At 57.5% G+C, this 12,018-nt stretch carries 10 protein-coding genes and 1 tRNA gene; 5 read left to right on the top strand and 6 right to left on the bottom strand.

Annotation, left to right across the window (positions count from 1 at the left end; translation table 11 throughout):
* Nucleotides 1–3: 3 nt before the first annotated feature.
* On the top strand, nt 4–591 hold the full coding sequence (locus AC2TAD_RS01375) for an HNH endonuclease (RefSeq protein WP_170354266.1): 588 nt from the start codon (nt 4–6) through the stop codon (nt 589–591).
* Here the strand turns inward: AC2TAD_RS01375 and AC2TAD_RS01370 are convergent.
* Complete coding sequence (locus AC2TAD_RS01370) at nt 561–1,046, bottom strand: disulfide bond formation protein B (protein ID WP_480865609.1); 486 nt, start codon at nt 1,044–1,046, stop codon at nt 561–563. The genes AC2TAD_RS01375 and AC2TAD_RS01370 overlap by 31 nt on opposite strands.
* Nucleotides 1,043–1,621 (bottom strand): YqaA family protein, encoded by a 579-nt coding sequence (locus AC2TAD_RS01365; RefSeq protein WP_170752970.1) that lies wholly within the window; start codon nt 1,619–1,621, stop codon nt 1,043–1,045. The genes AC2TAD_RS01370 and AC2TAD_RS01365 overlap by 4 nt, the downstream gene beginning before the upstream one ends.
* 144 nt (nt 1,622–1,765) lie before the next feature.
* Between AC2TAD_RS01365 and AC2TAD_RS01360 the strand changes: the two genes are divergently transcribed.
* Nucleotides 1,766–1,851: transfer RNA gene (locus tag AC2TAD_RS01360), tRNA-Leu, on the top strand.
* Nucleotides 1,852–1,973: 122 nt separating this feature from the next.
* On the opposite strand, the gene AC2TAD_RS01355 is transcribed toward AC2TAD_RS01360, so the two are convergent.
* On the bottom strand, nt 1,974–3,467 hold the full coding sequence (locus AC2TAD_RS01355; protein WP_480865608.1) for a BCCT family transporter: 1,494 nt from the start codon (nt 3,465–3,467) through the stop codon (nt 1,974–1,976).
* A gap of 336 nt (nt 3,468–3,803) precedes the next feature.
* On the opposite strand from AC2TAD_RS01355, the gene AC2TAD_RS01350 reads away from it, so the two are divergent.
* The 3 genes from AC2TAD_RS01350 (at nt 3,804) to AC2TAD_RS01340 (ending at nt 7,913) form a co-directional block, all read left to right on the top strand.
* Nucleotides 3,804–4,772: a TAXI family TRAP transporter solute-binding subunit gene (locus AC2TAD_RS01350; RefSeq protein WP_170354262.1), complete on the top strand. Its 969-nt coding sequence runs from the start codon at nt 3,804–3,806 to the stop codon at nt 4,770–4,772.
* A 103-nt stretch (nt 4,773–4,875) separates the two neighbouring features.
* Nucleotides 4,876–7,485, top strand: a complete 2,610-nt coding sequence (locus tag AC2TAD_RS01345) for a TRAP transporter permease (RefSeq protein ID WP_170354261.1) — start codon at nt 4,876–4,878, stop codon at nt 7,483–7,485.
* Nucleotides 7,482–7,913: a universal stress protein gene (locus AC2TAD_RS01340; RefSeq protein WP_480865607.1), complete on the top strand. Its 432-nt coding sequence runs from the start codon at nt 7,482–7,484 to the stop codon at nt 7,911–7,913. Before AC2TAD_RS01345 ends, AC2TAD_RS01340 begins: the two co-directional genes overlap by 4 nt.
* Here AC2TAD_RS01340 and AC2TAD_RS01335 read toward each other — a convergent pair whose 3' ends face one another.
* The 3 genes from AC2TAD_RS01335 to AC2TAD_RS01325 are packed head-to-tail and all read right to left on the bottom strand — an operon-like array spanning nt 7,914 to nt 12,002.
* Nucleotides 7,914–8,954, bottom strand: a complete 1,041-nt coding sequence (locus tag AC2TAD_RS01335; RefSeq protein ID WP_480865606.1) for a lipocalin-like domain-containing protein — start codon at nt 8,952–8,954, stop codon at nt 7,914–7,916.
* Nucleotides 8,944–11,358: an ABC transporter permease gene (locus AC2TAD_RS01330; protein WP_480865605.1), complete on the bottom strand. Its 2,415-nt coding sequence runs from the start codon at nt 11,356–11,358 to the stop codon at nt 8,944–8,946. Before AC2TAD_RS01330 ends, AC2TAD_RS01335 begins: the two co-directional genes overlap by 11 nt.
* Nucleotides 11,355–12,002, bottom strand: coding sequence for an ABC transporter ATP-binding protein (locus AC2TAD_RS01325; RefSeq protein ID WP_480865604.1), 648 nt, complete (start codon nt 12,000–12,002; stop codon nt 11,355–11,357). The genes AC2TAD_RS01330 and AC2TAD_RS01325 overlap by 4 nt, the downstream gene beginning before the upstream one ends.
* Nucleotides 12,003–12,018 lie beyond the last annotated feature (16 nt).

The raw sequence follows: 12,018 nt of genomic DNA, 5'->3' as shown, positions 1-12,018 counted from the left end.
GATATGGACGCAGACTTCAGGACCGAATTTGTCAGGGAACCCGGTGCGCTAAAGCATCATCCGGCACTGGTTTTGAACGCCGATTATCGCCCCTTGTCTTACTATCCACTGTCCCTTTGGCCATGGCAGGAGGCTGTGAAGGCCGCCTGGCTGGATCGGGTGGACATTGTGGCCGAGTATGACGAGGTTGTCCGAAGCCCCAGCACTGAAATCCGAATACCGTCGGTTGTTGTGCTGAAAGACTATGTAAAACCCAGAAAGCGCGTGGCCTTCACGCGCTTTAATTTATTTCTAAGGGATGAATTCCGCTGCCAGTATTGCGGCAGCCGGGGGGATCTGACGTTTGACCACGTGGTGCCGCGTGCCGCAGGCGGAGTGACCAGCTGGCAGAACGTGGTGGCGGCGTGCAGCCCTTGCAACCTGCGCAAAGGGTCGAAATCGCTGCGGCAGGCAGGAATGACCCTGCGCAAGCCGCCGCGCCAGCCCGATGCTGAAGCCTTGCGCAATGTCGGGCGGAAGTTCCCGCCCAATCACCTGCATGACAGCTGGATCGACTTTCTTTACTGGGATGCCGAGCTGGACGAGTTCTGACGCCAGGCCAGCATCCAGAATACAATCAGCACAGTCGAGATTACGCCGTTCCAGGCGGCCATGGACAATCCAAACATCTCCCACGGGATGTCATCGCAGCGTACAAGGGGCGCGGTCATGATCTGGTCGAACAGGTCCTGAGTCGATAGTCCTCCGATATCACCGGAAGTGCAGCTTGAGGGGCCTTCCCACCACCCTTGCTCGACCCCGGCGTGGAAAAAGCCGATAGCCGCAGTGGACAGCGCAGCTAGTGCTCCGACGAGGGGCAAAAAGTTCAAACACGGCAGCGCCAGAGCCAACGCGCCTACAACAAAAGCTACGGCATGAGGATAGCGCTGCCAAATGCACATTTTGCAAGGTGCCATACCGCCAAGGTATTGAAATGCCCACGCCCCCAGCAGCAACGCGCCAGAGCCGCCGGCAGCGACCAAAATCAGTTGAGCTCTTCGTGTCATATGTATTTCACCACAAGAAAGCCGCCGAACAGCAGGATTATGAACAACGTGAACATCAGGCCCAGTCGCTTTTCGATGAAGGCGCGGATCGGCTCTCCAAAGCCCCACAAAAGACCGGCTACAATGAAAAAGCGCAATGCACGAGCCAGAATCGACGTCGCAATGAATGTGCCCAGAGGCATGCCGGTCCAGCCCGACATGATGGTGATGACCTTGTAGGGAAACGGGGTCACGCCCGCCGCCAGCACAGCCCAGAACCCGAAATCGTTGAAACGGGTGTTGAATTCCTCCATCGCGTGAGCCTTGCCCATGGATTCGAGGATGGGCTGACCGAGGCTTTCATAGAAAAACGCCCCAATCGCGTATCCAAGCAACCCACCGAGCACCGAAGCGACCAACGCAACTGTCGCGATCAACCACGCGCGTGACGGTCGCGCCAGGATCATCGGAATCATCAGCACATCGGGCGGAATCGGAAAGAACGAGCTTTCAATAAAGGCCACTACGGCCAATGCCCACAAAGCGTGCGGGTGTTCGGCCAGACGAATAGTCCAGTCATAGAGTGATCGTATCATTCGGCGCCAAAATCCCGGTCAACAGATGGGTTAGCCAAATCACGCGGTCATCCTAGGGTCAACTGCCGCCGGAAAAACAAATGACGATGGGTTGTTTTTTGCCTCTGGACCTTCCTGAACTTGGGCGCTAATCCAGTGTTCGTGGCCCAAGTGGCGGAATGGTAGACGCAGGGGATTCAAAATCCCCCGCCTTCACGGGCGTGAGAGTTCGAGTCTCTCCTTGGGCACCACATCTTCCGTTAAGCAAAGTGTGTTGGCGACCCTTAAGGGTCCGGTCGGAGGCTGAGCCAGACCAGAAAGCCGATGAACAGGAACACATTGATGTTTAGAAGCGTGTCAATCAGGGAAGTGCTCATGAGTGGTCCTCGCGGGCCAGTGATTTGATCAGGCAGATAACCAGTACCGGAACGATGAAAACAAAGGCTATGGCCGACAAGGCTATGATCGACCGGACAAGCCCAATGTCACCGACAAATATCATAGCCAGCCCTAAAGCTCCGAGAATCGCCCCCCAGATTGTGCGTATGCGGGGCGAGGGGTTCTCGTCCCCACCGGTTCCGATCATCGCCAAGGTGAATCCGGCGCTGACCACACTGGTAATGACGAACAGAAATGCCGCCAAAACCGTTGCGGCCCTCGTCAAGCCGTCCAATGGAAACCGTTCCAGCAGAGCAAAGGTCGTGGCGTCCAGATTTTGCGCGTTTATCGCAGACAGTTCTGCGTCTTGGCGCAGGGCGTCGTAAAAGCCTAAGCCTCCGAAGATTCCGAACCACAAGATCGAAAACAGGGTGGGTGCGACGATAACGCCTACCAGAAACTCACGAATGGTTCGCCCGCGCGAAATACGAGCGATAAAGATACCCACAAAGGGCGACCAAGCTAACCACCAGATCATGTAGTTCAGCGTCCAGCCCTGAAACCAGTCGACGATGATGTCATCGAAAAACTCGGCGGTCGAAAACCCGGCGGGTAGAACTTCGAACAGGTACCGGCCAAACCCGGCGACGATGTCGTTCATAAGGAACGATGTTGGGCCAAGCAGCAGCAGATAGATCATCATACTGACAGCAATCAGCATCGCGGCGTTTGACAGCAGCGCCATCCCGTCGCCAAGGTCCTTGCGCAGCGGAATAATGAACGCAACACAAAGCGCGACAAAGACCGGTATCGTCAGGGTGTCGGGGTTTTCAACTCCGATCAGCCCTGCCAACCCTGTTTGTATCTGGAAAACCCCCATTGCCATTGACCCGGCCAACCCCACAGCGATCGCAACGATTGACAAAAGATCGAACAGCCAGCCCAGGGACCGGGTCCAGGGCATATCGCCAAAAGTGTCCAGCACTGGTGCGCTCAAAAGCAAGGCCCTGCCTTTGCGATAGGCGAAATAGGCGATGACCAACGCCACGATTCCGTAAATGGCCCATGCATGAAACCCCCAGTTAAGGTAGGTGACGAACATGGCGTAGCTGGCCGCATCCGGCTCGTCGCGGTATTGCCGCAGTACTTCGAAGTGGGTCAACGGCTCGGCGGCTCCGTAAAATAATAGGCCGACGCCCATCCCGGCGGCAAAAAGCATAGCGATCCAAGCCGGGGTGGAAAATTCGGGCGTATCCGTGTCTTTGCCCAACCGAGTGTTCCCGAACCGGGAAAAGGCTAGAAAGAGCGCGACGAACAGCAACCCGCTGACCTCGAGCATGATAAACCAGCCGCGGCTGTTGAATTGAGTCGCCACTGCGGCAGCGGCCAATTTGCCCAGCCCTTGCGGGTCGGCAAGCCCCCAAACTGCGATGGCGGCACTTAGGGCAAGCGCAATGGCCAGCAGCGGGCTGAACGATGTTTTGTTCACGGCTTTTCGCCCTTTCTACTCCGGGTTTGAACGAACCAACCAAACCATTCCGTTAGGACCGGCCAATGGCTGAGTTTGAAGCGGTATACACTCAAATTCGACCAATGGGGAAACTTTGGCAGATTCCGTCATATATGCTGATTGAGGACGTTACGTCATGTGCAGGGGTTGACAAGATGAGTGTCTGAATGAAACGTCGTCTAAGTTGGGAGATTTTGGAATTTCAGATGCTTGACCCTGTTGCATGATAGGGTGGCTTGCCGTACCGGCATGGTCCCAGATGGGGGGCCGCTGACATGTCTCTCATCCACAATAAGAGTTTGGGAGTTCTCAAAAATGAAAAACAGCAGCAAGCTAAGCCTTGGCGCGTTTGTCACGGCAGCCATGATGGCTCCGGCAGCTTATGCGGAAGAGTTCATCACCATCGGTACCGGCGGTGTGACCGGCGTGTACTACCCGACCGGTGGCGCGATCTGCCGTCTGGTGAACAAAGGACGCAAAGAGCATGGCGTTCGGTGCTCGGTCGAGTCAACGGGCGGATCGGTTTACAACATTAACACCATCCGCGAAGGCGAGCTGGAGTTCGGTGTGGCCCAGTCCGACTGGCAGTACCATGCCTATAACGGCACCTCGAAATTCGAAGATGCTGGTGCGTTTGAAAATCTGCGCGCTGTGTTCTCGGTCCACCCCGAGCCGTTCACTGTTGTCGCCCGTGCCGATTCCGGCATCAGCAGCTTTGAAGACCTTAAGGGCAAGCGCGTGAACATCGGCAACCCCGGTTCCGGTCAGCGCGGCACCATGGATGTTGTTCTGGACGCCATGGGCTGGACGATCGATGATTTCGCCCTGGCATCCGAACTGAAAGCAGCCGAACAGTCGGCAGCCCTGTGCGACAACCAGATCGACGCGATGATCTACACCGTGGGCCACCCGTCGGGCTCGATCCAGGAAGCCACCACCGCCTGTGACTCTGTTCTGGTCAACGTAACCGGCGACGCGATTGACGGCCTGATCGACGGCAACTCGTATTACCGCACCGCGACCATTCCGGGCGGCATGTATCGCGGGTCTGACGGTGACACCACGACCTTTGGTGTTGGCGCGACTTTCGTGACCTCGGCGGATGTGTCGGAAGACGCGGTCTATGCGGTTGTCAGCTCGGTTTTTGAAAACTTCGACGATTTCAAAAAGCTGCACCCGGCTTTCGCCAACCTCAAGCCCGAAGAAATGATTTCCGACGGTCTGTCGGCTCCGCTGCATCCGGGCGCCGAGAAGTACTACAAAGAAAAAGGCTGGATTCAATAATCCAGACCTGATGCGGAGTGCCTTCGGGCGCTCCGCCACCCAAGCCCGGCGTAACCGGGTAGCGAATAAGGCCAAAAAGGTCGCATGACGGGGAGACATCCTGATGAGTTCCGACACCCAATCCAATCGCCCTCTATCCGAAGAAGAGCTACAGGAGCTTGTAGCCTCGTCCGATGCAGGGGGGCGTAATCCGGTTGGCAGTGTCGGGATTTTTCTGGCTGTCGTTGCAGCGCTTTGGTCGGTGTTTCAGGTCGTTCTGGCCTCGCCGATTTCCAACGTGGCTCTGCCGGGCAGCGTGGTGAACAACTCGCGCCAGATCCATCTGGCTTTTGCGATGTTCCTGGCCTTTGCGGCCTATCCGGCACTGAAATCTAGTCCGCGAAACTACATTCCCATTCAAGACTGGATCATGGGCGCTCTTGGGGCGTTTGTGGCGCTTTACGGGTATTTCTTCTACGACAAGATCGTAAACGCCGGTGGTCTGGCGGATGATACCGACAAGTGGATCGCGCTGGGTGGCCTTTTGCTGCTGTTCGAGGCCGCACGCCGCGCGCTTGGCCCGGCTATGGCAATCATCGCGACGATCTTCCTGCTCTATGTGTTCTTCGGTTCCTCGGAATGGGTGCCCGAGGTGATCCGCTGGAAGGGCGCAAGCTTGAAAAAAGCCATGAGCCACATGTGGATCACGTCCGAGGGTGTGTTTGGCATCGCGCTTGGTGTGTCTACGAAATTCGTTTTCCTCTTCGTGCTGTTCGGCGCATTGCTGGATAAGGCCGGGGCAGGGAATTACTTTATCAAGATGGCCTTTGGCGCGCTTGGCCACCTGCGGGGTGGTCCGGCCAAAGCGGCTGTTGTTGGGTCGGCCGCAACCGGCCTGATTTCGGGCTCGTCGATTGCGAACGTGGTGACCACCGGCACCTTCACCATACCGCTGATGAAGCGGGTGGGCTTTTCCAGTGAACAGGCGGGTTCGGTCGAGGTGGCGAGTTCGGTGAACGGACAGATCATGCCGCCGGTGATGGGGGCTGCGGCCTTCCTGATGGTGGAATATGTGGGCATCTCCTATGTCGAGGTGATCACCCACGCCTTCCTGCCCGCCGCGATTTCCTACATCGCGCTGGTCTATATCGTTCACCTCGAAGCCGTGAAGCGCAACATGCCGACGCTGGGCAATCGCGAGGTGCATCTGGCGCGGACCGTTGTCGGGATGCTGTCCTTTTTCCTAGTGTTTGCAGGGCTGTGCTATAGCTCGCAATTCCCGGTCGAGGCGGTCACGGCGTGGGCTCCGTCTGCGGCGGGTCTGATCCTTAGCCTGATTGTGTGTGCGGTTTATGTGGTCCTTCTTTATCTGGCTTCTCAGGTCCCGGATCTGGAGCCGGACGATCCAAATGCCAAAGAGGTAGAGCTGCCCGTTATCGCCGAGATTTACAAAGCGGGTCTGCACTATCTGCTGCCGATCATCGTGTTGGTCTATTTCCTGATGATCGAACAGAAATCGCCCGGCTTATCGGCGTTTTGGGCCACCGCGCTGCTGTTTGTAATTCTTGTGACGCAGAAGCCGCTCAAGGCAATCTTCCGGGGTCAGAGCAACCTTTACGATACGTTCATCGACGGCGTGGCCGATCTATGGCAGGGCCTGATTGACGGCGCGCGGAACATGATCGGCATCGCGCTGGCCACCGCCACGGCGGGCGTGATCGTGGGCACCGTGACGCTGACCGGCGTGGGGCAGGTGATGGCTGATCTGGTCGAGTTCCTGTCGGGCGGCAACCTGATTCTGATGCTGGTGATGGTCGGACTGCTTAGCCTGATTCTGGGCATGGGCCTGCCGACCACTGCGAACTATATCGTCGTCAGTTCTTTGATGGCCGGAGTGGTGGTTGAGCTGGGCGCGCAAAGCGGGCTGATCGTGCCGCTAATCGCCGTGCATCTGTTCGTGTTCTATTTCGGTATCATGGCTGATGTGACACCGCCCGTGGGTTTGGCAAGCTTCGCTGCAGCCGCCGTTTCTGGGGGTGACGCGATCAAGACAGGCTTCACCGCGTTTTTCTACAGCCTGCGCACCGTAGCGCTGCCATTTGTGTTCATCTTCAACACGGATCTGCTGTTGATCGACGTCACTTGGGTCGAGGGCATAATCGTCGCTATATTCGCGACCATTGCCATCCTCGTCTTCACTGCGGGGACAATGGGCTATTTCCTGACCCACAGCCGTATCTATGAAAGCATCGCGCTGATCGCTGTGGCTTTTGCACTGTTCCGACCGGACTACTTCATGGATCGGATCGCGCCTCCGTACACATCGGTCGAACCGGCTGCTTTGGTCGAAACGATCGGCCAAACCCCACCGGGAACCGAGATGCGACTGGTCGTTGCTGGCCCCGATTTTGACACGCTTGAGATGACTGATACCACGGTAGTCGTGACCGTCGGCGACGAAGAGGGCGGCGAAGCGCGGGTTGAAGCTTTGGGGCTGTTGCTGATCCCAGAGGATGGGTTGGTCAAATTGGAAGAACCCTTGTTCGGTGCGCCGGTTGCCGATGATCTGGACATCTTTGACTATTACGGGGATGAGGCGGTCCGTCTGACCTCGGTCAGTGTGCCGTCCAGCCAGCCTCCGAAACAACTGATCTATATCCCGGCGATGATATTCCTGGGTCTGATCGCCTTCCTGCAACGTGGCCGTGCCACCAGACAAGAGGTGCCCGCATGACAAACTCTGTCCTCTGTGCCGTTGACATCAGCAATGGTGATCTGGATGTCCATGTCTTCAAAAAAGCGGCTGCCTTAGCCCAGATGGAAGACGCGCAGCTTGATGTTGTAACTGTTCTGCCGGATTTCGGCGAAAGCTGGGTGTCCGGTTTCTTTCAAGCCGATTTCCATGAAAAAGCGTTGGAAGAAGCGCAGACGAAACTGACCGATATGTGTGTCGCGGCGCTGGGTGCGGAACGGAACGAGACTGTCCGCCATGTGGTTGCAACCGGTACAGCCTATCAGGAAATCCTGAAAACGGCCGATAGTGCCGGGTCAGATCTGATCGTGATCGGAGCGCACAAACCGGATTTCAAGGACTACCTTCTGGGTCCGAATGCGGCACGGGTAGTGCGACACTCTAACGTCTCGGTTTTTGTCGTTCGCTAGTCAGTATCCGGTCATTTCAAGGTAGCCACGACCACTGTGGCTGCCAGTGACGGTAACCGGACCCTCCCAATATTCAAACATCGTCGCCATCCATGAATCCGGTGTCATAGCCGATACCTCTACATCAAGATCGCGATCCGGCAGCGTGACCTGCCACCGAATGGGCACATCACGATCAGCCACCTGTGCCGTGTCCAACGGAAGGACCCGTACAGCACCATCGGGCAAAGAGATGGTTGTACCGTCAGGGGCAATCCACGTGGCGGCGGTAAAGTCCCCACGGCCCCCCCTTAGGCGGAAGGCCATCAGCTTGTCACCGTCATCGAAGCTGAGGGAAAACCAATCCCACCCGGTCTGGTCGGCAGCCAGCGGCTGCGATGACCATTCGCGGTCCAGCCAGGCTTGCCCCGTGACAGCGATATCGCCGTCAGGCAGCCGCAGCGTCCCTTCAACGGTGTAGAAAGGTTGCGAGTAGTAGTAACTGGCTTGCCCGTCTGCGGATTTGACGGAATACCCGCCGTTTCCATGGAAAACCAACGGACCCTGCGCGTCGAGGGACACATCATACCCAAAGTCAGCCCCCTGAGCGCGAAGGTTCAGACGATCCAGATCGTCCCCCTGCATGTACCATTCATCGATCCACGCCGCGAACGGGTCGGCTGTGACGCCCGCCTGACCAATACCGCCACGCGACAGGCGCTCTGCAAAGTGATGCGCTTCGGGTGTGGTGACAGCTGCGTGGCCCATCCAGATTTGAGGGCTTTGCCACCCTTCGACTTCGTTTGGTCTGAGGGCCGATCTGAACAGGGTCCATTGCAAACCATAGCTGCGCCCATCCTCTCCGCTCAGGTTTGCCGTTAGATACCACCATTCGATCCGGTATGACGGGTGCGGACCGTGATCTTGCGGAAAGCTGAAATCATAACCTGCTTGAGGTACGTCGAACCCTTCGGCCGAGCCGCCCAAACCGGCATAGCCTTGGCTCTGTGCCGTGCTTGGCAACAGCAAAGTCAGTATCAAGAGGACATATTTAACGCTCATTGGCGAACACCCTTAAAAGGTCGGCTGGCGGCAGGCGTAACAGGCGAAGTGCAGGCAGGGCAGCCGCGATGAGAGCGGCCACAAGGGTGAGCACCAGAAGATAGACCCAATCCGATGGAAACAGATACATCGGCAATCGCCAGCCGAAGGCCTCGACATTTATGACCGCAAGTAGGGTCCATGCCAACACCAACCCAAGCGGCAGCGCGAAAACCGCCGTCAGCGCCGCAAGCAACACGCTGCGCAACAGCTCTAGCCGGGCCAGACGCGCTCGTGTTAACCCCAGCGCCCAGATCGGCGCAATTTGCGGCAAGCGCTGCGTCCACAGTGTTAGCAGGCTTGTCAGAATCGCAAATCCTGCGACACCAAGTGTCAGGATGTTCAGCGCCGAAGTGACGACGAATGTTTTTTCAAAAACCGCCACGGATTGCGCCTTCATCGCCGCCTGTTGAACGACCGACCGCGATGGCAGATCAAAGCGGTCACGCACGGTCTGGGCCAGTTCCGTTGCCCGATCTTCAGGGACTCGGATGCCAAAGCCACGGATTTTCGCGCCGGGGGCGATTTTATCAAGGCGATCCATCGAAACGATGGCTTGTCCGGTGGGGTTGCCATAATCAGAATACACCCCTGCTATGGGCAAACTGAGGTTCGCGCCAAGGCTTAGAACGTCACCCGGCCAAAGGTCTTCGCGCCGGGCCAATTGTTCGTTGATCAAGATTGCAGTTCCGTCCATCACACGGTCCCACGTTTCTGATGAAGATGCGATCAGGGGCCATTTTTCGCGATAGGTCTGATCGTCGACAACGCCGTACAAAAACAAAGGTCCCGAGCTATGCGACAGCTCCACGTTGCGAATAGGTAGTAATGCGTGCACTTGTGGGGCAAGCCATTCGGCAATCTCTTGCGCCTGTTGTTGATCGGAAGGTGTCAGGTACAGTTCGGACGTCAGGCGTTGATCCAGCCATCCGGTAAAGGTCAGTCGAAAGCTGGACACCATCGTGCCCACACCGACATTGGCAGCCAGGGCCAACAACAGGGCCATCAAGGCCAAGGACAGACCGGGAAGCTGAGCGCGCATGTCGGACCATACCCATTGGGCGATCGGGCCTGTTGCACGGCGTTGCAGCACTTGCAGCGCGAGGGATAACAACGTTGGCAAAATGAGCGCGGCACCGACCAGAAAGCCGGCGACCATGGCAAAACCGCTTACCAGGCCTCCGACCAAAAGGTGCGCCGCGACACCACCTAGGATCGCCACAGAGCCCGCAATAGGGGAAAGCCACCTGTCTGACGACGCTACACGCCACGTCTGAAGCTCAGCGCCCGACAGCAATGGCATTCGGGACAAGCGGAACAGGGCTTGCCCGCTGGCAAGCAAGGTGCCACCGACGGCCATCGCAAGGCCCGCCAGAACCCATTCAGGTTGCAAGGCGATCTGGCCACTCACAGGTGCCCCGTACAAACCGCGCAAAGTGGCTGCAACATCAGGCAGCAAAGCGCCCGCAATGAAGAACCCAAGCATCAGGCCAAGGATGCCTCCGACGATGGCAAAAAGGGTCAGTTCCGCCATGATCATCCAGACCAGTCGCCGCATCGAGACTCCAAGTGCCCGTAAGGTGCGGATCATTGCGCGCCGCTGAGCAAAGGCAAGCCCGACCGTACCGTGGACGATGAACAGCCCAACTGCAAAGGACAGCAATCCAAAAGCTGTCAGGTTCAGATGGAAACTGTCGGTCAGTTGGGCCGTGTCCAGTTGCGAGGCTGCGTCTATCCGTTCCAGAGACGGAGCGACGGCGGCAAGATCTGGCAGGTTGCGTGGTTGGTTCGGTAAGATGATGACACGGGACAAAAGACCGGGGCGGTTCAGCAAAACCTCGGCCACACCAATATCTGTAAGGATCAGGTCTGATGGAAGGTTATCTGTCACCACCATTGGTGGCAGGTCCTGGGTTCCAGTTAGCAACGTTGCCAGCTCAGGGTGTACCAGCAATCGGCCTGGAGCGGTCAGTATCTGGGCCGGATCAGGAGGGGTTTCGCCTTCCTCCATCTGGGTAACTGCGGGCAGGGCAGGGTAGCTAAGCATATCTACACCCAGCACTCGAACCGTGCGGCCGTTTATGCGCATAGAGCCCTCTAGCGCGGCGGCCACTTGCCATCCTGCACGCCTCAGCTCGGTGTAGCGTGCTAAGGGAAACAGGCCCGAGGGGTCTTGAAGGGTATCGAATTGCCCCAGAGCCAACTGGTTGTTCGCCCTTTGATAACTGGCCCTGGCTTCGGCATTGATGGCTTGTACAGCCGACCACAGCGCTGTCGCCAGCGCGATCCCGATCAGAAGGGTGGCGAGTTGTATTCGATGTGCGCGCCAATGGGACAGCAGGGCCTGAATAACGGCTTGCGTCATGCTATGCGACCACCGCTGAGATGCGCGCGCTTGTCCAGCCGGTCTGCAATCTCGCTTGAGTGTGTCACCAAAAGCAGAGCGGTCCCTGTCTCGGAGACCAGCGACAACATCAGGTCCAAAACATTCGCGCTGGCGGTTTCGTCGAGATTGCCTGTCGGTTCGTCGGCAAGCAGCAGCTTGGGTCGAGACGCCAGCGCGCGCCCGATAGCGACGCGTTGTTGTTGGCCGCCCGAAAGCGTCTCGGGGTAGCGATCCAAAAGATCAGACAGGCCCAACCGGTCGGCCAGATGGGCGTTCCAGTCTTTATCCTCTTGCCCCGCAAGCCGGGCGTGGAAGGATAGGTTGTGCCTGACCGTCAAAGATGGGATCAGATTGAACTGCTGGAAAACAATCGACAGGCTATGCCGGCGTAGATCGGCCCGGCCGGGGTCGTCGAGCGACGACAAACCTGTGCCATCCAACGTGATCTCTCCGTCTTCGAAACTGTCCATCGCCGCCGCGAGGTTCAGAAGGGTGCTTTTGCCGCTGCCGCTTTCACCGGTCAGCGCCAAAGTTTGGGCCGTGTCCAAGTCAAGCGAAACACCCTGAAGCACCGGTCGTCCTCCAGGATAGGATTTTCGAACATTCTCGATTTTCAGCAGCATTCTGATCGCTCTCTTA

It is taken from the genome of Ruegeria sp. HKCCD7628 (assembly GCF_057221005.1).
This window is presented reverse-complemented; position numbering and strand designations above follow the sequence as displayed.

What these genes read in the sequence shown, in the direction of transcription:
- AC2TAD_RS01375 (WP_170354266.1), top strand. Translation starts at nt 4, where the DNA reads ATGGACGCAGACTTCAGGACCGAATTTGTCAGGGAACCCGGTGCGCTA.
- AC2TAD_RS01370 (WP_480865609.1), bottom strand. Translation starts at nt 1,046, where the DNA reads ATGACACGAAGAGCTCAACTGATTTTGGTCGCTGCCGGCGGCTCTGGC.
- AC2TAD_RS01365 (WP_170752970.1), bottom strand. Translation starts at nt 1,621, where the DNA reads ATGATACGATCACTCTATGACTGGACTATTCGTCTGGCCGAACACCCG.
- AC2TAD_RS01350 (WP_170354262.1), top strand. Translation starts at nt 3,804, where the DNA reads ATGAAAAACAGCAGCAAGCTAAGCCTTGGCGCGTTTGTCACGGCAGCC.
- AC2TAD_RS01345 (WP_170354261.1), top strand. Translation starts at nt 4,876, where the DNA reads ATGAGTTCCGACACCCAATCCAATCGCCCTCTATCCGAAGAAGAGCTA.
- AC2TAD_RS01340 (WP_480865607.1), top strand. Translation starts at nt 7,482, where the DNA reads ATGACAAACTCTGTCCTCTGTGCCGTTGACATCAGCAATGGTGATCTG.
- AC2TAD_RS01335 (WP_480865606.1), bottom strand. Translation starts at nt 8,954, where the DNA reads ATGAGCGTTAAATATGTCCTCTTGATACTGACTTTGCTGTTGCCAAGC.
- AC2TAD_RS01330 (WP_480865605.1), bottom strand. Translation starts at nt 11,358, where the DNA reads ATGACGCAAGCCGTTATTCAGGCCCTGCTGTCCCATTGGCGCGCACAT.
- AC2TAD_RS01325 (WP_480865604.1), bottom strand. Translation starts at nt 12,002, where the DNA reads ATGCTGCTGAAAATCGAGAATGTTCGAAAATCCTATCCTGGAGGACGA.